The sequence below is a fragment of the Variovorax sp. PAMC28562 genome, from assembly GCF_014303735.1.
Classification (GTDB): Bacteria; Pseudomonadota; Gammaproteobacteria; order Burkholderiales; family Burkholderiaceae_C; genus Variovorax.
This window is the reverse complement of the sequence record NZ_CP060296.1, coordinates 545,201-564,962: the sequence shown is the minus strand read 5'-3', so window position 1 is coordinate 564,962 and position 19,762 is coordinate 545,201. Positions and strand designations below refer to the sequence as shown.

Annotated in this window: 16 protein-coding genes; 5 read left to right on the top strand and 11 right to left on the bottom strand. The window is 63.1% G+C overall.

What is annotated here, in order from left to right:
• Positions 1–75 precede the first annotated feature (75 nt).
• From H7F36_RS02740 to H7F36_RS02725, 4 genes are all read right to left on the bottom strand, one after another.
• Positions 76–1,404, bottom strand: coding sequence for a tyrosine-type recombinase/integrase (locus H7F36_RS02740; RefSeq protein WP_187053231.1), 1,329 nt, complete (start codon positions 1,402–1,404; stop codon positions 76–78).
• A gap of 454 nt (positions 1,405–1,858) precedes the next feature.
• Positions 1,859–2,932 carry a nucleotidyl transferase AbiEii/AbiGii toxin family protein gene (locus H7F36_RS02735; RefSeq protein ID WP_187053230.1) on the bottom strand — a complete coding sequence of 358 codons (1,074 nt, stop codon included), beginning with the start codon at positions 2,930–2,932 and terminating at the stop codon, positions 1,859–1,861.
• A complete protein-coding gene (locus H7F36_RS02730) occupies positions 2,929–3,648 on the bottom strand; it encodes a DUF6088 family protein (protein WP_222620427.1) in 720 nt (239 codons plus the stop codon). Before H7F36_RS02730 ends, H7F36_RS02735 begins: the two co-directional genes overlap by 4 nt.
• 476 nt (positions 3,649–4,124) lie before the next feature.
• Entirely contained in the window at positions 4,125–4,817 is a 693-nt protein-coding gene (locus H7F36_RS02725) for a Crp/Fnr family transcriptional regulator (RefSeq protein WP_222620426.1), read from the bottom strand.
• A gap of 237 nt (positions 4,818–5,054) precedes the next feature.
• On the opposite strand from H7F36_RS02725, the gene H7F36_RS02720 reads away from it, so the two are divergent.
• Positions 5,055–5,354, top strand: a complete 300-nt coding sequence (locus H7F36_RS02720; RefSeq protein WP_187053228.1) for a hypothetical protein — start codon at positions 5,055–5,057, stop codon at positions 5,352–5,354.
• A gap of 7 nt (positions 5,355–5,361) precedes the next feature.
• Here H7F36_RS02720 and H7F36_RS02715 read toward each other — a convergent pair whose 3' ends face one another.
• The 3 genes from H7F36_RS02715 to H7F36_RS02705 all read right to left on the bottom strand — a co-directional run bounded on the left by H7F36_RS02715 (position 5,362) and on the right by H7F36_RS02705 (position 9,097).
• Positions 5,362–6,519, bottom strand: coding sequence for a phospholipase A (locus H7F36_RS02715; protein WP_187053227.1), 1,158 nt, complete (start codon positions 6,517–6,519; stop codon positions 5,362–5,364).
• Between the two features lie 14 nt (positions 6,520–6,533).
• Positions 6,534–6,890 carry a hypothetical protein gene (locus H7F36_RS02710; RefSeq protein ID WP_261802475.1) on the bottom strand — a complete coding sequence of 119 codons (357 nt, stop codon included), beginning with the start codon at positions 6,888–6,890 and terminating at the stop codon, positions 6,534–6,536.
• A gap of 98 nt (positions 6,891–6,988) precedes the next feature.
• The gene (locus tag H7F36_RS02705) at positions 6,989–9,097 is read right to left on the bottom strand and encodes an ATP-dependent helicase (protein ID WP_187053225.1); all 2,109 of its coding nucleotides are present in this window, start codon (positions 9,095–9,097) and stop codon (positions 6,989–6,991) included.
• A 102-nt stretch (positions 9,098–9,199) separates the two neighbouring features.
• Here H7F36_RS02705 and H7F36_RS02700 point away from each other — a divergent pair, with 102 nt between their 5' ends.
• Together H7F36_RS02700 and H7F36_RS02695 are read left to right on the top strand one after the other, a co-directional pair.
• Positions 9,200–10,189, top strand: a complete 990-nt coding sequence (locus tag H7F36_RS02700) for an AEC family transporter (protein ID WP_187054773.1) — start codon at positions 9,200–9,202, stop codon at positions 10,187–10,189.
• Positions 10,190–10,300: 111 nt separating this feature from the next.
• A complete protein-coding gene (locus H7F36_RS02695) occupies positions 10,301–11,281 on the top strand; it encodes a hypothetical protein (RefSeq protein ID WP_187053224.1) in 981 nt (326 codons plus the stop codon).
• Between the two features lie 12 nt (positions 11,282–11,293).
• On the opposite strand, the gene H7F36_RS02690 is transcribed toward H7F36_RS02695, so the two are convergent.
• Both H7F36_RS02690 and H7F36_RS02685 read right to left on the bottom strand, forming a co-directional pair.
• Positions 11,294–12,040 (bottom strand): hypothetical protein, encoded by a 747-nt coding sequence (locus tag H7F36_RS02690; RefSeq protein WP_261802474.1) that lies wholly within the window; start codon positions 12,038–12,040, stop codon positions 11,294–11,296.
• A gap of 178 nt (positions 12,041–12,218) precedes the next feature.
• Entirely contained in the window at positions 12,219–13,100 is an 882-nt protein-coding gene (locus tag H7F36_RS02685) for a hypothetical protein (RefSeq protein WP_187053223.1), read from the bottom strand.
• Positions 13,101–13,293: 193 nt separating this feature from the next.
• On the opposite strand from H7F36_RS02685, the gene H7F36_RS02680 reads away from it, so the two are divergent.
• Together H7F36_RS02680 and H7F36_RS02675 are read left to right on the top strand one after the other, a co-directional pair.
• The gene (locus tag H7F36_RS02680; protein ID WP_187053222.1) at positions 13,294–14,862 is read left to right on the top strand and encodes a serine/threonine protein kinase; all 1,569 of its coding nucleotides are present in this window, start codon (positions 13,294–13,296) and stop codon (positions 14,860–14,862) included.
• A 56-nt stretch (positions 14,863–14,918) separates the two neighbouring features.
• Positions 14,919–16,088 (top strand): OmpA family protein, encoded by a 1,170-nt coding sequence (locus H7F36_RS02675; protein WP_187053221.1) that lies wholly within the window; start codon positions 14,919–14,921, stop codon positions 16,086–16,088.
• 10 nt (positions 16,089–16,098) lie between these two features.
• On the opposite strand, the gene priA is transcribed toward H7F36_RS02675, so the two are convergent.
• Positions 16,099–18,228 carry a primosomal protein N' gene (gene priA / locus H7F36_RS02670; protein ID WP_187053220.1) on the bottom strand — a complete coding sequence of 710 codons (2,130 nt, stop codon included), beginning with the start codon at positions 18,226–18,228 and terminating at the stop codon, positions 16,099–16,101.
• 357 nt (positions 18,229–18,585) lie between these two features.
• On the bottom strand, positions 18,586–19,725 hold the full coding sequence (gene hemE, locus H7F36_RS02665) for a uroporphyrinogen decarboxylase (RefSeq protein ID WP_187053219.1): 1,140 nt from the start codon (positions 19,723–19,725) through the stop codon (positions 18,586–18,588).
• Positions 19,726–19,762 lie beyond the last annotated feature (37 nt).

Below are 19,762 nucleotides of genomic sequence, written 5' to 3'. Positions count from 1 at the left end.
CGAACACGACGTCGGCCTGGAGTTGCGGACCTTTTGTAGGTTCTGTAGGGTGCCTCCGGGCACCTTTTTACTTTTTCAGGCGACGGCCTTGAGCTGGGCATCGGCCGACGGGTCGAACGTGATCTTTGCCTGTTCCAGCATCCACGCCTCGATCTTCTCGTGGTGCACCCGCAGGAGATCCAGTGGCCTCCGGATGTAGTTCTGCTCGCGCACGCCTTGCGGTGCGTGTCCTTGGATCTGGGCGCTGATGCCGCCAGGGATGTCCAGCCACTCGCACAGGCTGGCGAAAGACCGGCGCAAGCCATGCAGCGTCAATTTGAGCCCTGCGGCTGTGCATGCCTTGCGATGCGCAATGCTCGGCTCTGCAAGGCGCCCCGACTTACTGGTCTGACTGGAGAACACCCACTCGTTGCGTCGTGGCAGGGAGCGAAGCAGCGACGACACGTAGGGCGTCAACGGAACAGGCCGCTGACCTTCGATCTTGTCTTTCATGTTCATGCCTTTCCATTGGAAGTTCACGTCGGCCCAACGCAGCGCGGCCAACTCTTCCCGCCGAGCGCCGGTCAGCAGCAGCACCTGCAGGTACACGGAGATGGTGAGGTTGGGGATCTGCTTCACCTTGGAAAACCACGCCTCCAGTTGTTCCCGCTGCAGATAGTCGTTCTTGGCCTGCGGCTTCCCAGCGATCTCCCGCGTTTTCTTGGCGCTGGCCGCGGTTGGATCTGCCTTGCCCTTCATATCGGCTTCGCCACCGGCCCAGCGAAGGAAAGCCTTCAGCAGCCGGAGAGCGAGGCGCACGCGGGCAGGGCGGGTCTTGGCTTCGTGTGCCGCCCATGATTCGATGGCCGCGGCGTCGAGGTCGACAAGGCGCATGGACATGAGAGACGCCATAGGGCCGGCAATTGTTTTGACATCGGCGTGGCGCTTGTGCGCTTTGCCACCCTCTTGCGTCATCTTCTCGTGGTCGGCGTAGTTCCGGTCGCCCCAGTGAGGTTTCCGCTCCTTGGTGTACCTGTCCCACGCTTCTTGCACCGTCAGGGCGTTGGCGACGCCTTCAGCGACCTTTGCAGCCTTCACCGCTTCAAGCTCGCGATCCAGTTCGCGCGGGTCGTGCCCTTTGTCCAGCGTGACGCGAAGTCGGTTCGCCTCGACGCGCGCCTCTTCGATGGGCCACGCCTTCACATCGCCGATGGTGCGGCGGATCGTCTTGCGGTCGAGCTTGGCTTCGAAGACGAACGACTTGGCGCCGCTGGCCGTGGCGCGCACTCGCAGACCCGGCGACTTGCTATCCCGCAGGAAAACCTGGTCCTTGCCGGGCGGGCAGACAAGGCGCTCTATGGCTCCAGCAGTCAGCTCCATGGCTTGGGTGAGGTCGAGGGGCTGGTCTTTGCGGGGGCGGGCCATGTTGATCCTGGTGTAGCCACCATGTAGCCACTTCACCAATATTTAGATCAACATCAATCCATGCATTACTGGTGTTTTGACCAGCACAGTCTCTGTAAGATGTTGATTTATATTGATTCTATCAACAGCACTGAACAGTGATCAACAGTGTTATTTGAGGATTGAAAATCCGCGTGTCGGTGGTTCGATTCCGCCCCAGGCCACCATCTTTCTTTCTCAGTAGATCCCAAGTCAGCTCAGAAGTCCTTGTGAATCAAGGACTTAGCCCGAAAGGGCGGCTCAAGCGGTATCTCTGAATCCCACAACGTCCCGTTCTTGCGTGTACCTAACGGTGTACTCAGGTTGCTTTTCACGCGCAGTCTTTTTGGGTACACCATAAGCCTCCGTCGGAGTAATCACGTCCTGAGTACGGGCGAAACGACAGGCCCGTTTTTGCGGTTGCTGAAATAGTCGATCATGCTGACGTCCCTCTGCCCAAGGGTGACTTGGCCGCGGCGTTAATCGCTTCTTGAAGCGACGCAACACTTGCCAGTACCGTATCCAGAGGCGGGATGTCGCCGAAGATCATTCCGGACATGGCCGCGTAGTCTCGCCCGAGCGCGTCGTGCATCGCAGCGTCGGGGGTCAGCGTGAATGTGCCTGCGGCTGCTGAGTCCAGCCCCAGGTCAGGGCTCCCGAAGAACAACCTGGCATGTGTTGCGCAGTCTGCGGCAAGATCGAGATTGGCTTGCCAGGCTGGTGCGCCTTCCGCCTGCAAAAGGCGATGGATGTCGTAATAGTGACGTGATACCCGCTGCCCTTCGTGGCGCAGTTCCTGACGACGGTCGTACCACTGGCGCAGACCGTGCAGGATGATCACCTTGTCCCAGAACGTTCGTTCCGGTTGGACTGTCGTCACGCCGGAGACGACGAGATTCAGATCGGGCAAGTCGGCCGCAACGTACGGCGTCACAGTCGCGGCGATGTGCGGGTCCAGGGCGGATTTCGCGCCAGCCTCGATCTTGACGGCGGCGCGAATGTAGTCGCCTTCGGCCGCCGTGACTTGGGGATACCAGAACAGAAGGGTTTGACCGTCCTTATCTTCCGGATCGGCTTCCAGCAGGAATCGCTCTTCGGGAATCGCAGCGGCTGCGGCTTCGGTGAACTGGGTGGTCAGCGGCCCGGCTATGTAGCTTTTGCAGGCATCGCGGATGGCGTCAAGCCGGGCGCGGCGCTTCTTGCCGCTGAGCGCGTCCAGGTCTGCCGCTTCGACGCCCTGACCCAGGTCATCGCGGAAGACCGTGATGTCGATGTCTTCGGAGAAACGGGAGATGAGTCCGAAGGCCTTCGAGAGGGATGTGCCCCCCTTGAAGAGCAGCCGCGGGCCACCAGCCGGAAGGCCGTTGAACAGCGCGTCCAAAGCCCAGCAGACCCAGAAGTCTTTCTCGACGTTCTGGACGGCGGAGCCGAGGCGCGCCGCAGCACCGAGGAAAAGATCTCGTCGCTCGGCATCTGCAGCCGCGATCACGGTCTGGAAGTCGGCGTTCATGCAGCCTCCCCGATCGCGCTCTTCGGACAGGGGCGCTTCGCACTTGTGCTGGATTTGGCTCGTTTGAGTAGCGCGGCGGCCGTGATCTTGGGATCGCATCCCGGCAGTTCGCGTACGAGGCTTTGCATCCAGGTCGGCAACGTGCTGAAGCCTTCCAGAAGGTCTTTGCGTATGGCGTCGCCGTGGACCGGATCAGCCAGCAGCTTGCCCAACTTGCCCAAGATCCGCTGCCGGTCGGTGGCCAAGGTGTCTTTCAGCCAGCGCAGGGCCTGCACAACACGCATGGCTGGCCGGCCGGCCCAATACAGACGGCTGGGGGCCGTCTGCTTGAACTCGATGACCAGGTTGTCCAGCTTCACGGATCGCCGTCTGGCGTCGGTGTGGATCGTGACGCGGGCGGGCACCGCGTCGGTCAGGCCAAGGTCGTTCGCCGCAGTCAGGCCGTCGACCAGCAGGCGAAGTTGATCCCGACGAGCGATGGCGTCCACGATGGCGCGGTAGTCCGGACTGGTGGGGCGTTTTGTGAGGCTGTTGAGGGTCGGCCTGTCGTACAACCCTCTGTCGATGCGTCTCAGCTCACCGTCGTGGACCAGGCGTTGCAGTGTTTTGTCGATCGCATCGCGGCTGCCGAAGGCGGCAAAGTCCGTCGGCACCCAGACACGGCTGGCCCCGTCAGCTTTGACGAGGGATAGGACAGCGGATTTAAGGTCGGACATACTTGTCCGATATTTGTAACTGTTTTTTGGACGTAAAGCAATATTTTGTCCGAAAGATGTGGTTGTCTTCGGACTTTTGAATACGTTATCCATTTAATATGTCCGAAACTTGTAATTTATTTCGGACGTCTCGATCGTTTTCGGAACGCTGCACACGGCCCAAGCGGACGGCTTTCGCGCTGTGCGTGCTGCGCATCGAGCCACCTGCGGCGTCTCGCCCCTTCGGCCCCCATTGCAGATGCCTTCGCAGCGGTGCCGCTGCGCGCTGCGCTTGCCAGTAAAACGCGGGTGCGCCCTGTGGCGTGAGGGCTTGCTTGCAGTTCCCCTCATCCTTGCACACCGCTCTCGCGGTCAAGGTCTACGCGCACGGGTTGCGCAAGAACTTTCGAACCGGCCCCCAGGCCACCAAATTGAAATCAACGGATTGCGCGTCAGCGCAATCCGTTTTTTTATGCGCGCCGCAGTGGCGCGTCGCCTCACCCCATGACAGCTGCGTAAGACCGGCAATCCGCCGCATAGCAAGTGCAGGCAGCGGCTTCCAGGCCTTTGCGATCGAGCACTGTCACGTCACCACGGTGATAGCTGATCAGCCCATCGCGCCGCAATGCACTCGCTGCAGAAGTGATTCCCACCCTTCGAACGCCGAGCATGTAGGCCAAAAATTCATGCGTGACACGAAAACCGTCCGAGGCTGCTCGGTCCTGGCTCATCAAGAGCCAACGGGCCAATCTTGGTTGCACGGAGTGAAAGCGCACACAGGCGGTCGATACAGCGAGCTGAGCCATCAGCACATGGAGATAACGAAAGACCGCGCTTTGCAACGCCGGGCTTTGGCTTAATTCGACGCGAAAGGCGCGAGCATTGATCCGCAATGCCGACCCGGTACCCTGTACCAGCGCGTGCAGAGGCTGCGACGCCACGCCGAGCGCCAGATGCGCACCCAGCATGCCTTCTTGTCCGACCATTCCGACTTCGATGCCTTGGTTCCCATCGATGACGGACACCAGCGAGATAAAGCCCTCCGTCGGAAAGTAAACGTGCCGCGTGGACGTTTTGGCCTCGCAAAGGACTTCGGACAGTACCAGCGGGTGCGGTTCGCAGAGTGCGATGAGCCTGGAACGGGCGGCGCGCGGCAGCCGCTCGATCATTTGATTCGACGAAGTGGGCAAGAAGGCTTTCGGTTGCTGGCGCATCCGAAAGGGGGAGGAGCCAGCAGTTGCAGGCCGTGTCGAATGCCGTTTCGAAGCGAACGGACAGTATGAGGCCGGTCGATAGGCGCCGCGAAACCGTTTGTCATTGCACGTGCCCTCGTGCTGCACGCACGTTCGCTTCCGTACAGACCGATTCAACTTGCGGGTCTACAAAAGCAACTCAAGCTTGCAACATTCAGACGGAGACTCCAAGCCATGAACGACGATGGTTTTGCTGCGGACTATTCCGTCGATGATGCGATGGGCACCACGACGGTGCCGCACATGCCATCGAGCAGTGTCAGCGCGTCGTTCGATGCATGGGTGCAGCTGACCGAAGCTTTCGCCGAGCAGATGCGCTTGCTCGAAACCGGGGCTGCCTCCGCGCGTCCCGAGGCCATTCGCCTCGGACATTTGCTGGAGCAGATCAATCACGAACTGCATGTCGACAAGCAGCTAGGCTTGCCGGGCCGCATCGACCCGAGCTGGAGTGCAGCCCCGGCGCCGATGCGCTAGGGTTGCGCTAGAAGTCGACCAGGCTCAGGCCGATGCTCAGCACAGTGCGTTTGCGGTTGTAGTCGACCAGCGTATCGCCGTACCCATGGAACAGCTGCGTATGAAAGCGCAGGTTGCTCTTGGTCGGATCCCCGATGGCCTTGAGCCACTCGAAGCGCACCGACCCGCGGCCACTGTCACGCAGGTTGTTGCGCACCGTGACGCCGAGCGTGTTGTCGCGATTCAAGTTCCAGCGGCCGGTGATCTCAGCGCGACCGACAAAGTTCTCGATATCCGGGTTGTCGTCGCTCTGGGCGCTCTCGTTGATGCGCTTCCAGATGCGGCCGGTGACGGTAAAGCGGTCATCCAATTCCATGCCGCCCATCAGGTACGTACGGTTCCAGCTGCGCGACAGCGGCAGGCTCTGGCCGTTCGAGTTGTGTACCAGACCGAGGCCGGCATAGCGCCATCTCCACCCCCCGGGTAAGGCGAAGTCGGTGGGGTAGACGTACATCAGCTCAGGCTCATGGTCGGTAGTGCGAAAGGGGCGCGACAGCTCGCTGTTGAAAATCTGCCAGGTCGATTGCTGCGAGTAGCCGAACCAGAGCGAATCCTTTTTTTGTGGATCGTTTTGCGTCAGCAGGCCTTGCGCCAGTTTGGTTCTGATCGAGACACCGATGCGCATCTCGTTGGCCTGATACGCGGTCGCGGTGCCGGTGTGACCTTCGGCCGGTGACGTCGGAATTCCCGGTTTGTCGTTGGCCGCTGAAAACGAGACATTGATCGGGCGATAGCCACGGAACACGAAGGTGCCGCAGTCGCTGCCGTTCTCCAATTCCCAGAAGCGCGACAGCTCGGAATATTGGCGGTCGCGGCAACCTTCTTCGGTGCTGACCGACACCACGCGGGTTGCCGGTATGGACGCATCGACGGGGGTGGCCGGCTGTGTCGTGGCCAGCACGGGCGGCGCGGTCGGTACGGACGTCGGTGGCAGCGTCTGCTGCTGAGCCCAGCGGTCGTAGCACGCGAGCCGTGCGTCGTTGCTCGCCCCCAGCGCGCTGCACTGTTGCCAGGTGAGTTGCGCGCTGGCGAGTTGGCTCGGTGGCTTGTCCGCAGCTTGCGCCTTTGCGCATGCGAAGCCAAATAGGGCCAGCAGCGCGGCGAGTGTACGAATGCGTGAAGTCATTGCTGTCCTTGCGATCATCGATATGGGCCGGTCTTGTGGAGCACGAACGGATGCGTGCTCTCGTCGGCGACGTTGCGCCACGTCCCCCTGAATTCCTCGCCACAAGAGCCGGGCTGCAGCGTGCCGTCCCACACGCCGCTGATGCTGCGCCCGTCTTGCGATTCGTCGATTGCAAGCTGACCTTCGGCGTCGATGTCACCTGCAAGTTGCGCTACCGAGCGCAAAGCAGCGTCGCCACTTCGGGCGCCATCGCGCGTGATCGTGCCGCGCACACCGTCGTAGTCCGGGTGCTTGCCGAGCGTGACGATGGCTACCGCGGGCGCATCGTCGAAGCGGACTTGCCAGGTGCCGTAGAGCATTTCGGTCGACATGTCGCTCGCGCCTGCAGGACACGTGCCCGGTCCGCTCTGCGCCATAGCAGTCGTTGAGGCGATGCAGCCTGACATCAACAAGGTGGCAGCCAAAGCTCTCATGGCGCCGCGGCGGCGGCCGCTGCAGCGGCTGCGCTGTCCAGTGCCTTGCGCGCGAACTCGGCACGCAGGGCCTTGAGCTTCTCGCGCGGGTCTTCCTTGGCGGTGGTCTTGTCGAGTGCCATTTCAGCGATGAAGCGGCTCGGAATGCCGGCGATCATCTCGCGGCCCTTCTTGCGCTTCTTGGTCCAGCTCACGGCCAGCGTGCGTTGTGCACGCGTGATGCCGACGTACATCAGCCGGCGCTCTTCCTGCAGCCGCTCCAACGTGCTGTCGCTGATCTTTTCCTGCTTGCCGTTGTCGTCGTCGAGCTTGAAGGGCAACAGCCCTTCGGTCACGCCGACGAGCATGACGTGCGGCCACTCCAGACCCTTGGAGGCATGCAGCGTCGACAGCGTGACGACGTTCTGGTCTTTCTCGCGTTCGCTGATGGTCGAGAGCAAAGAGATGGTCTGCGCCACTTCGAGGAGGCTCTTGCGTTCGCTCTCGACCGTCGCGCCCGACGCATCGTCGATCTCGCCGCCGGCGCGGGCCGACATCCAGTCGCAGAACTCCAGCACGTTGGTCCACCGTGCAGCCGCGACCTGCTCGCTGTCTTCACCGTCGTACAGGTGCTTCTCGTAGTCGATCTCTTTCAGCCATTCGGTCATGAAAGCGCGCGAATCTTCGGCGCCCATGGTGCGGCGCGCCTTGTATTCGAGGTCGTTGATGTAGCGGCCGAACTCGTGCAACTGCTCGTGCGCGCGCTTGGCCATGACGCTGGGCAATGAAGGACTGAACAGCGCCTCGAACAAGCTCAGCTTGTACTGGCTCGCGAAGGTGCCCAGGCTGGCCAGCGTCGTATGGCCGATGCCGCGCTTGGGTGTCGTCACTGCGCGCAGAAACGCCGGATCGTCGTCGTTGTTGACCCACAACCGGAACCAGCCGCACAGATCCTTGATCTCGGCCCGATCGAAGAAGCTTTGCCCGCCGGATACCTTGTAGGGAATGTTGGCTTTGCGCAGCGCCTGCTCGAACACCCGTGCCTGGTGATTGGCGCGATACAGCACCGCGAAGTTGCGCCACTCCAGGTGCTGCGTGCCGGTAGAGCTTTGCGTGATGGTTTCGCCGGCGCGCAGGCTCTGGATCCGCGCCACTGCGCGTTCGGCTTCATGCGCCTCGCTGTCGGCATCGACCACGCGCACCGGTTCGCCTTCGCCCAGTTCGCTGAACAGCGTTTTCGGGAACAGCTTTGGATTCGGCGCGATCACGTTATTGGCCGCACGCAGGATGCCGGATGTGCTGCGGTAGTTTTGTTCGAGCTTCACGACCTTAAGTGTCGGATAGTCGATCGGCAGCTTTTTCAGGTTGTCGAGCGTCGCGCCGCGCCAGCCGTAGATCGACTGGTCGTCGTCACCCACCGCGGTAAAGCGCCCGCCCTCGCCGACGAGCGCCTTCAGCACTTCGTACTGCGTCGCGTTGGTGTCCTGGTATTCGTCGACCAGCACATGGCCCAGTGCGGCTTGCCACTTGACCCGCACATCGGCGTGTTGCTGCAGCAGCTTGAGCGGCATACCGATCAGGTCGTCGAAGTCGACACTCTGGTAGGCCGACAACCGCTCTTCGTAGCGGCCCATCACTTTGGCGGTGATGCGCTCGTTGTCGTCCGCCGCGATGGCCTCGGCCTGAGCCGCATTCAGGCCCATGTTCTTCCACTTGCTGATGGTCCACTGCCAGATGCGCGCGGTCGCGGCATCGGTGGTGCCGCCGGCATCTTTGAGGATCTTGGTGACGTCGTCGCTGTCGAGGATGCTGAAGGCGGGCTTCAGGCCGAGCACTGCACCGTCTTCCCGCATCATGCGAACGCCCAGCGCATGGAAGGTGCAGATCACTACCTTCTTTGCGTCACGCCCGATCAACCCTTTGGCGCGCTCGCGCATTTCGGTAGCGGCCTTGTTCGTAAAGGTGATGGCCGCGATGCGGTTCGGCGCCATGCCGGTTTCGATGAGCCGTCCGATCTTGTGCGTGATGACCCGGGTCTTGCCGGAGCCGGCGCCGGCCAGCACCAGGCACGGCCCGTGCAGATAGTTGACCGCTTCCTGTTGCGCGAGATTGAGACCGGATGACATGGGGGCAGGGTACTGAACGGGTCGGCCAGCGGGGCCGCGAGCGCAAAGCGATCAATGATACGGGCCACCAGCAGCGGCACCAGCAGCGCCGACAATCGCCGCGTGCTGCAGATTTTTCTTGTCACCTTTCCGTTCTTCGCGCTGATCGCAGCTGGCTATGCGGCAGCCCGTAGTCGGGTGCTGCCGCTGGATGCCATTCCGGGCCTCAACACCTTCGTTCTTTACTTTGCGTTGCCGTGCATGCTGTTTCGCTTCGGCGCCCGCACGCCCATCGCCCAGTTGCTCGACGGCAGCGTTGCGCTGGTGTGGGGCGTGTGTGCGCTGATCGTGGTCGGTGCCGTGGTGTGGGGTACGCGGAGTGCGCGCATCGGATGGAACGACGCGGCCTTCGGGGCGCTTGTAGCGGCTTTTCCCAACACCGGGTTCATGGGTGTGCCGTTGCTGGCTGCGCTGCTCGGGCCGCAGGTGGCGGGGCCGGTCATCATCACGATCGCCTTCGATACGTTGGTGACGTCGTCCGTGTGCATCGCGTTGTCGCGACTCGACGGCGCCGACGAACACGGTGCGGCGAAAGCGGTCCGTCAGGCGATGCGCGGCATGTCGGTCAATCCGCTGCCGTGGTCCATCCTGCTCGGGGCGCTGGTGTCTGCGGTGCAACTCAAATTGCCCGCGCCCATTGCGGACACGATTGCGATGCTGGCCGATGCCGCCTCGCCTGCGGCGCTGTTCACTATCGGCGCGGTGCTGGCGCGCTCGGCTTTGTTGAGCCGCGGTCACGCTCTGCAGTTTCCCGAAGCGCCGCACCGCGGCCTGTCACGCATCGGTGATGTGCTTCCTGTGGTCATCGTCAAACTGGTGGTGCATCCGCTGCTGGTCTATGCGGTGGCACGTGGCGCGATGGCGCTGGGTTTGCCCATCAGCCCAATGGCTCTGGCGGCGATCGTGCTGGTCGCGGCCTTGCCGAGCGCCAGCAATGTGGCGATGCTGGCTGAGCGTTTCGGCGCAGACAACGGGCGCATTGCGCGGATCATTCTGTGGACCACGGTGGCGGCGTTCTTCAGCTTTCCGCTCGCGGTCGCATGGATTCGCTGACATCCTGGTCGTTGGGCCTGGACACCGATCGACCGGCACTTAACCCCATTGCTGCGCGTCGGCCGTAGAAGTCGGACGGTTCAATTTCGACCGTTCTTCAGGAGCACTTCCATGGCCCGTTCTATCGACCTTCCTGCACCGAGGCGGCGTTTGTTGCTGGCGTTGCCGGCCATGGCGTTTCTGGGCGCCTGCGCAGGGCCGAGCTGGTCGAGCTCAGCGCCGCTCGCATCGACGACGACGGGCGGCCGCTGGTTGCAACTCGAAGTGGTCGACCGCGACACCGGCCAATCGCTTCCGGTCTATGCGAGCGGCGGTGAGCGCTATGTGCCTGGCCGGCCAGGTGCGCGATACGGGCTTCGCATTCGCAACTTGCGACGCGAGCGCGTGCTTGTCGTGATGGCGGTCGACGGAGTCAACGTTCTGACGGGGCAGACCGCGGGCTGGCAGCAGAACGGTTATGTGCTCGGCCCGCTCGACGCAGGCCAGATCGATGGCTGGCGTAAGACAGACCGCGAGATCGCCGCCTTCGAGTTCACCGCGCAGGCGCAGTCTTATGCGGCGCGGACGGGTCGGCCGCTCGACGTGGGCGTGATCGGCATTGCGGTGTTTCGTGAGCGGGGCTCCGTGGCGGCACCGATGCAGGTGGCACCACGGCAGGCACTGCGGCGTGACGGCAGCGATCAAGGCGCGGCGCAGAACGAGCGCAGCGAGTCGGATGGCCGCAGCGAGCGACGTGAGCGAAGTGTGCAAGAGGCACCTGCGCCGTCGGCATCGCCCGCCCCGGAAACGCGTGGCGAAGCCAAAGCCTCTGCCGGCCCATCTGGCCCATCTGGCGAATTCAGCGCAGACAGCACAGCCAAGCTAGGCACAGGGCATGGCCAACGCGAAGAATCGGTGGTGGGGCACACGCGCTTCGAGCGGGCTGCAAGCGCGCCCGACGCAGTCATTGCGGTGCGATACGACAGCCGTGCAAATCTTGTGCGAATGGGTGTGCTGCCGGCCGACGTCGATGTGCCGGACCGGCCTCGCCCTTTCCCGGCCAATCCACGCAACCCGCAGTACGGCTTTGTGCCGGACCCGGGCCACTGGTAACTGCTGGTACCGCTAAGGCGTCAACACGCCGAGCTTGTAAGGGTCGGCATCGCTCAACGCTTCGCACTTCGAAACGTCGCGGCCCTGCGAGCCATCGCAGTAATAGGTGTTGTAGACGCGGCCGAAGAGCGTCGGAGTCGAACTGAACAGCAGACCATGGTCTGGCTGCCAATTTTCGCGTGGCGCCGATGGGGCTGTGGACGAGACCGTAGCGGGAGATGCGACGGTGGTCGCAGACAGTGCGCCCCTCGGCGAGTCGGAGGTCGACACTGGCAGTGTCGCGGGCCCCGACGAGGAAACGGCGGTGAACTCCGCCAACGTTTTCTGTGCTTCGTCGCCGCGCCAACGGCTTTGCAACTCACTGGGATTGGGACGCATCGCGACCGGAATCAGCAAGCCGTTGACCTGTATCCCGCGGCCGAAGCGATGCTCCTTGCCGGCCAGAAACGCGTAGGCGCAGGCGGCGTAACACTGGCCGCGTGCTTCTGTGTTGACGCCGCTGGCCCGGATGGCCTTGGCATAAATCTCGGCTGCCTCCGCGGTGCCACCGAACGAGTCTTCGAAGACGACAACGCGAACTTTTCCGGTGCCGAGGTGCTCGATGAATGCTTTGGTAGCACTGCCATCGAGCATGCCGCTGACGCGCAGGCGCGGACCTTCAAGTTCCAGCTCCGCCGCCGACGCAGGCAATGCTGTGCTGGCAACGGCAAAGGCGGCGAGGGCACCGAGGCCACTCAACAAGGCTGACAGCGTTTTCACGGCGTTCTCCGGTAGTCGACACATCAGACACCTACCTGCTTACGGTTTGCTGAGCAGGGTCAAGGCATCGCTTCATTTTGCAGACTATTTGATCGCCAAGGCGACACGACATTCGCGCTGCGTCGCCCGCATAGTCTTGCTCTCTATGCCCGCCTCCTTGCCGCTCCATGCCTCTGGCCTATTGCTTGGCAATCAGTCGGCGGTACTCGCTTCTCTTCATCGCGACGTAGTCGTCCTTGGGCATCTCGTGCAGCTGCAGTGCGTATTGCTCTGTGGCATCGAACCAGGCCGCGGTACGCTGGTCTTGCTGCTGCGGCGAGGGCGCATCGAGATAGGCGTCGATCGCGAGGTAGTAGCGCATGGTGTTGCGTTCGACCACGCCGCGCACGCCGCCGATATAATCGGGTTCGCCTTTGCCGTTCTTGCCTGTGACGGTGAAACCTACCTTGTCGCTTCCGATGGTGCCCAGGTAGACCTGCATCGCGATCTTGGCCGCCGCGCCGTAGCCATACGAATAGCCGAGATGAATGAAAGTCGTGCTGGCGTCGATAGGCGTTGCCTCGAGCACGATGCGGTAGTCTCGCGTCGACATCGGCCCGCTCGCGGCATTCAGATTGACGTCGAGGTAGTCCGCTGTCGCGGCCTTGAGCGAGTAAACGAAATTGACTTGTGAGGCGTCTGCCACAGGCTGATCGAACTTGCGCCCGACTGCAACATTGAGCGTCGGGCTGGCGCCGCTTCCCTGCACGCCGCAGTATTTGGTATTGAGATGCAGCATGAGCACACCGCACCAGGTGGCCGGCAGCTTGAAGGCGCTGGCGACGTCGGCATACGGATGGTCCACCACCGCATAGATATTGCCGCTCAGCTTGCCCGAACCTTCCTCGGACTGAAGCACCAACTTGCGATGAAACGGATTGCTGGCCAGGGCCGGCGTCATCGTCTTGTATTGCGCTCGCAAGCCCTCGGCGCTCGAGTCTTCCTGCGCATGGGCCGACCAAGGCGCCAGGGAAATCATCAAAGGCATGACCCAACGCAGCAGACGTCTCGGCATTGGCATCGACTGATTTTTCATCGCCAGAGATTAGGGCGCGAGCGCCTCTCGCGGCGTAGGAAGAACGGACAAAAACAAACCTCGACAGGGTTGGGCGGGACGTCTGCAGCGGTTCACATTCAAACTTGAATGTGTCGAATCGTGTAGCTATTTTGTATTCATGACACTGTTAGAGTGCCTCCCAAAACAGGGGGGTTCAATGACGTCGACGCGGCATCGCATCGAGGAAAACGGGGCGGGCGCGGCTGCATCGGCCGAGAGCACGAAGCCGTTCGAATACGAGATCACGGGTCTGATCGCCGAAGGCGACTTCGGCATCGTCTACCTTGCCTTCGATCCTTCTTCAAGAGAGCGCATTGCCATCAGGGAATACCTGCCGGCTGCGCTGGCTGCTCGGTCGGCTGCATCGCCCGCGGTGGTCGTCAAGTCGGAGCGGCATGTCGACCTTTATCAGTCAGGGTTGCGCAGCTTCATCAACGAAGCCCGGACGCTCGCGCGCTTCGATCATCCGGCCGTCGTGAAGGTGCTGCGTTGGTGGGAGGCCAATGACACGGCTTACATGGCCATGCCGTACTACGAAGGCCCGACGCTGGCGCAGTGGCTCGCCGATCTCGGTCACGCTCCGGACGAAAAGCAGCTGCTCGATCTGCTGCACCCGTTGCTTGCCGGGCTTTCCGCGATGCACGCGGTGCGTTGCCTGCACCGCGACGTAGCGCCCGAAAAAATCATCGTATCGCGCAGTGGCCCGGTGTTGCTCGACCTGGGCGCGGCACGTCGCGTTATCGGCAACATCGCGCAGACACCCAATGCTGTGCGCCAGCGCGGCTTTGCCTCCATCGAGCAATACGGCGAGGCGCCGTCGATGAAGCAAGGCCCCTGGACCGACGTGTATGCACTGGCGGGCGTGGTGTACGCAGCGATCACCGGCGAGCGGCCGATGGCCGCGATCGAGCGTTTGATGGAAGACCGGTTGGCGCCGATTTCAGAGCGGGCCAAAGGCCGCTACGGCGTGCCGTTTCTCGCCGCCATCGACAACGCATTGGCGCTGCGACCGCAAGACCGAACGCAAACGACTGAAGCGTTTTGGGCGCAACTGAATGGCCGCGAAACCGAAACGCCATCGACGAACTCCGGTAGCTCATCGGATAACACCGGGACGTATCCGACCTACCCGGCCCCGCTCGAACCGATCGAGCAAGGCGCATGGCAGTCGACTGCTGAGACGCGGCTCGATCTGAGTGAGATGGACCCACTCTGGTCGAGCGGCGCCGCGCTCTCCGCCACATCGCGTGGCGCAGTCCGGCGGCAGGGCAGTGCACGTTACTTCGTGATCGCAGCGCTTTGCGTCGCACTGGTCGCTGCAGTCATCGGCGGCACGATGTTCCAGGCGCGCCATGCCGACGCTGAAGCACGCTCTGCACTCGGGCAGAAACAGGCGTTGAAGTTGAGGCAGATGCGCGAGGCGGTCACGCGCACTCACACGGAGGTCTCTCCGCTTCCTGGACTTCCCGCCCAGGCCGCACCACCTGCGCCGTCCGCAATGACCGGGTTGGCCACGGAGCCAAAGGCGTCGACATTGCCGGAGCCCATGGTGATTTCTTCAATGGCGTCGACCGCATCGGCCAAAGCAAAAGCGGCGGCCGCCAGCGCGACCGTCCATCCAACCGTCGCCTCTCGCAGTAGATGCAGCGAGCTTCTTCAATCCGCTTCGCTCGGACCACTTCGGGCCGGCGATACCTCTCTTCTCAAAAGCGAATGTCGACCATGACTTTTTCCGTATCCGTGCTCTCCTTTCCTCGGCTGCGGGGGCTCAAAGCAGTGTCCTTGTCCGCAGCCTTGATGCTCGGCTTGACCATCGCAGGCTGTGCCAGCACCGGGTCGGCACCGACGACTGCAGCGCAACGTGTCGACCAGGCCGTCGCGCAGGTCACCGACGCGCTGGTGTCACAAACGCAATCGTTGTCGGGCATGTTGGACACAGGTCGCCGCGGTGTGGTGCTCGATCCGATGATCGATGCGAACAGTGGGCAGCAGACCGTATCGACGCAGCTGCTGCAAGGTCGTGTTTCGGATCGCATCCGGTCGAAGCACGCGTCGCTTGAGCTGCTGCCGTTTCAACGCGCCAACCTCGACAAGGCCACTTATCTTTTGACGGGCACGCTCACACGTCAGCGGCAGGTCGGCAAGTCACGCGGCGCACTACAGATCAACCTCGCGTTGACCGATTTGCGCAAGGGCATGGTGGTCGCGCAATCGTCGGCCGTGTTGCGCGACGACGAGCTCGACAACACGCCGCTGGCTTTCGAGCAAGACAGCCCGGTGCTGCCCAAAGACCAGCTCATCGAAGGCTATGCGCGCACCACCGTCACGCCGGCCGGGCAGCCGGCCGACGCGTACTACATGCAACGCTTGCCGGTGGCGCCGATCGTGAGCGAGGCCGGCACCGCCTACAACGCGGGCCGCTATGAAGACGCACTGAATCAATACAACCTGGCCAACGCGACACCCGCTGGTGAGCAACTTCGGGTGCTGAGCGGGATCTACCTTGCATCGGTCAAGCTCGATCGCGCCGCCGAAGCCGACAAGGCGTTTGGGAACATCGTCGCTTTCGGCATCGCCAACAAGCAACTCGGGGTGAAGTTTCTTTTCAACCCCGGCACCACCGTGTTCTGGTCCGATCCCAAGGTCAGCGGTTCCTACGGTCTGTGGCTCGCGCGCATCGCGCAGGTCAGTACGCAAGCGAACGTCTGCATGGACATCGTCGGCCACACCAGTCGCACCGGCGCGGAGTCGCTGAACGATGCGCTGTCGCTGCAAAGAGCCGGCTACATCCGCCAGCGCCTGACAGGCGTCTCTGGCGTGCTGGGCGACCGCACGCGCGCGGCCGGCATGGGCTTTCGGGAGAACCTCATCGGCAGCGGAACAGACAACGCGGTCGATGCGCTGGACCGCCGTGTCGAGTTCAAGATCGTCGGCTGCGACCGCGCCGGCTGATCCGAACCCGTCAGATCTGCTGCGGGTCGACATCGACCAGCCAGCGGATCACGCCTTTGCCCTCGGCGCTGCGCCGCACGGTCTGCAACAGCGGCTGCCACGCCGCCAACAGGCGTTGCAACGCGGCTCGCGAGCCGCTCTCTATCAGCATCTGCGCGCGCTCCACGTTGGCGACCCGCTGGATCGCGAGCGGCACCGCCGGGTAGCGGGTCACGTGTTCGGCGCCAGGTAACCCATCGGCCGCCGTGTTCGCGGCAGTCAAAAAGGCCTGCGCCGACTCCTGCGTTCGCGCGTCGGCACGCAACAGCGCCTGGAACGCGAAAGGCGGCATGCCGGCGGCGCGGCGTTGCTCGAGTTCCGACGCCGCGAACGCCGCGTAGTCATGCCGGCGCAGGGCTGCAAACAACGGGTGCTGCGGGTGCGAGGTCTGCAGCCACATCTCGGCGCGGCTGCCTTGCGCCGCGAGGTAGGCGGCATCGCGCCCTGCGCGTCCTGCCGACTGCATCAGCAATCCGAACAGACGCTCGGGTGCCCTGAAATCGCTGGAAAACAAGGCGCCGTCCGGGTTCGCCGCGGCAACCAACGTAATTCGGCGAAAGTCGTGGCCCTTGGCGATCATCTGCGTGCCGACCAGCACGTCGACCTCGCCGGAATGCACGGCCGCCAGTTGCGATTCGAGCGCGCCTTCCTTGCGTGTGCTGTCGGCGTCGATTCGCGCGATGCGAACGGCGCTGCCATCCGGTCGCTTCACATCGGCGAAGAGCTCTGCCAGGTGTTCCTCCAGCCTCTCGGTGCCGCGTCCCACCGGCGCGATGTCAGGGTTGCCGCAGGCCGGGCAGGCGCGCGGCACCCGCTCGGTAAAGCCGCAATGGTGGCAACGCAGGGTGCGGTCGATCTTGTGGAACACGCGGTATGCGCTGCAGTGGGGGCACTCGCTTTTCCAGCCGCAATCGCCGCAGGCCAGCACCGGCGCGTAGCCGCGGCGGTTCAGGAACACCATGCTCTGCTCGCCACGCATGATGCGTTCGCCGATGGCGGCGAGCAGCGCGCCCGACAGCACCGTTTTCGGCGGCTGCAGGTTCATGTCGACCAGCCGTACCGTGGGCAGCTCGCCGGCGCCTGCAGCGGCCCCGCCGTCGCTGCTGCCTCTGCTTGCAGCGCCGATGCGCGACGGCATCGCCAGTCGGACATAGCGGCCCCCGGCGTCGTCGCCTTCCGCGGGACGGCTCTGGTGCCAGCTTTCGAACGACGGCGTGGCCGAGCCGAGGATGACCTTGGCGCCTTCACGCTGGCCGCGCCACACGGCCAGATCGCGTGCCGAATAACGCGCGCCTTCCTGCTGCTTGTAGCTCGGGTCGTGTTCTTCGTCGACCACGATGAGCTTCAGCCCCGGGATCGACGCGAACACCGCCATCCGCGTGCCGAGCACGATGCGCGCCGTGCCGCTGTGCGCCGCCAGCCAGCTCGCGAGGCGCTGCGGGTTGGTCATGCCGCTGTGCAGCGACACGACGGCGTCGGCGCCAAAGCGTGTCTTGAAGCGAGCTTCGAGCTGCGGCGTGAGGTTGATCTCCGGCACCATGACCAGCGCCTGCGCTGCGGCATCGCGTACCAGCAGCTCGGCGACCGCGCGCAGATAGACCTCGGTCTTGCCGCTGCCGGTGCTGCCGAACAGCAGGAACGGGCCGGCCTCCGCATCGAATCGTGTCAGCGCAATCTGCTGCTCGGAACTGAGCGCCACGGCGCTCTCGGCGCTTTCGGACAGCACATCGACCCGGCCAGACACCTTGCGCTTGAGCCGCCGCGCAAGTTGCGCCGTGCTCAGATCGCGCAACTGCGGCGGCAGCGCTGCCAGCGCCACTTCACCCAGCGAGCGCTGGTAGTAGCGCGCAGAGAACGCCACGAGATCGCGCCACGCATCGCCCAACGGCGCCAGGGCATCCAATGCGGCACCCACGGGTTTGAGTGTCAGCTGCGGGTCCGGCAGCGCTTCGCCCCATACCACGCCGAGCACCTCGCGTGAACCAAAAGGCACACGGACGAGGGTGCCTGCAACGAGTGGCACGGAGCTTGCGTAAGTCAAAAGTTCTCCCATCGCGCTGTGCGCTGGGGTCTGCACCGCCACCTCAACGTGCCAGTTCATGGCCGCCTCCGGTACGCGTGTTTCTTAAAGCGAAGTTGAACAAGACGGGTTAAGTCGTTGATTTCCTTGCCCTTTGCAGATCATCCAGAGTTTGTGTGGATAACTTTGTTGATATCCTTGCCTGAGACGTCGCAGAGCCCCGCAAATCAAGGGCTTCGCTGGAATGCCCACAAAAAAAGCAAATCTGGAAATCCATATAAATCAATGACTTAGGAGCGCTATCGCTTTGGTAGCAGGGAATACTTCACGCATGCTGTTTTTGCGCACCGCAGCAAGACTTTTGTGCATAAGTCAATCGGCGCTCGTGGTTTTTAAGGGTTGACAAACGTGAACTGGCTTGGTCGGCCTTACAGCCGCTCACAGTTCTTTCGAATTCTTCAGGGAACTGCGCGCCATGCGAGAGTGCGAATGAACCGCATCAACCAACGCAGAAACGTGCTCCGGCGGCGTGAACTGGCTGATGCCGTGACCGAGGTTGAAGATGTGCGTCGGGCCGGTTGTCGTGCGGTCAGTGTGCGGCACGCCGAAGCTGTTCAGCACCTTCACGACCTCTGCTTCGATCTGCGCCGGCGGCGCGAACAGCACGTTCGGGTCGATGTTGCCTTGAAGCGCCTTGGCCCCTTGGCCTTCACCCACCAGCGCGCGCGCTTTGCCGAGGTTCACCGTCCAGTCGAGCCCCAGCACTTCGCAATCGAGCGACCGCATGGCCTCCAGCCACGGGCCTCCGCCCTTTGTGAAGACGATGCGCGGCACCGGCGTGCCGTCGACACCGTTGCGCCGCAGCTTGGCAAGCACCCGCGCGGTGTAGGCGAGGCTGAATTCCTGGAAAGCGCCATCGGCCAGCACGCCCCCCCAACTGTCGAACACCATCACGGCTTGCGCGCCGGCTTCGATCTGGGCGTTGAGGTAGGCGGCGACGGCGTCGGCATTGACCGCGAGCAGTTTGTGCATGAGGTCAGGGCGACCGTAGAGCATGCTTTTGACCATCCGATAGTCGCTGCTGCCTGCGCCCTCGACCATGTAGCAGGCGAGCGTCCACGGGCTCCCTGAAAAGCCGATCAACGGCACGCGTCCATCGAGCGCACGGCGAATCGACGTCACGGCGTCGAATACGTACCTGAGCTTTTCCATGTCCGGTACCTCGAGCGCGGCGATCGAGGCTTCGTCACGCAGCGGTCGGGCAAAGCGCGGGCCTTCGCCTGCTTCGAAAGACAAGCCGAGGCCCATGGCGTCGGGCACGGTAAGGATGTCCGAGAACAGGATCGCGGCGTCGAGCGGGTAGCGAGCCAGCGGCTGCAGCGTCACTTCGGTTGCATAGTCGACGTTGGTCGCAAGCCCCATGAAACTGCCGGCGCGTGCGCGGGTGGCGACGTATTCGGGCAGATAACGGCCGGCCTGGCGCATCAGCCAGACGGGCGTGTGGTCGGTGGCCTGACGCCAGCAGGCGCGCAAAAACGTGTCGTTTTGAAGAGGTGCGAAGGTGGAGGCGGAGGGCATCGTGGGATTGTCGCAGGGGCTTTTGAGGGCGGGTGCG

Excerpts from the sequence above, each read along its gene's own strand:
- H7F36_RS02740 (WP_187053231.1), bottom strand. The coding sequence starts at position 1,404 with ATGGCCCGCCCCCGCAAAGACCAGCCCCTCGACCTCACCCAAGCCATG.
- H7F36_RS02735 (WP_187053230.1), bottom strand. The coding sequence starts at position 2,932 with ATGAACGCCGACTTCCAGACCGTGATCGCGGCTGCAGATGCCGAGCGA.
- H7F36_RS02730 (WP_222620427.1), bottom strand. The coding sequence starts at position 3,648 with ATGTCCGACCTTAAATCCGCTGTCCTATCCCTCGTCAAAGCTGACGGG.
- H7F36_RS02720 (WP_187053228.1), top strand. The coding sequence starts at position 5,055 with ATGAACGACGATGGTTTTGCTGCGGACTATTCCGTCGATGATGCGATG.
- H7F36_RS02715 (WP_187053227.1), bottom strand. The coding sequence starts at position 6,519 with ATGACTTCACGCATTCGTACACTCGCCGCGCTGCTGGCCCTATTTGGC.
- H7F36_RS02710 (WP_261802475.1), bottom strand. The coding sequence starts at position 6,890 with ATGTCGACCGAAATGCTCTACGGCACCTGGCAAGTCCGCTTCGACGAT.
- H7F36_RS02705 (WP_187053225.1), bottom strand. The coding sequence starts at position 9,097 with ATGTCATCCGGTCTCAATCTCGCGCAACAGGAAGCGGTCAACTATCTG.
- H7F36_RS02695 (WP_187053224.1), top strand. The coding sequence starts at position 10,301 with ATGGCCCGTTCTATCGACCTTCCTGCACCGAGGCGGCGTTTGTTGCTG.
- H7F36_RS02685 (WP_187053223.1), bottom strand. The coding sequence starts at position 13,100 with ATGCCAATGCCGAGACGTCTGCTGCGTTGGGTCATGCCTTTGATGATT.
- H7F36_RS02680 (WP_187053222.1), top strand. The coding sequence starts at position 13,294 with ATGACGTCGACGCGGCATCGCATCGAGGAAAACGGGGCGGGCGCGGCT.
- priA (WP_187053220.1), bottom strand. The coding sequence starts at position 18,228 with ATGAACTGGCACGTTGAGGTGGCGGTGCAGACCCCAGCGCACAGCGCG.
- hemE (WP_187053219.1), bottom strand. The coding sequence starts at position 19,725 with ATGCCCTCCGCCTCCACCTTCGCACCTCTTCAAAACGACACGTTTTTG.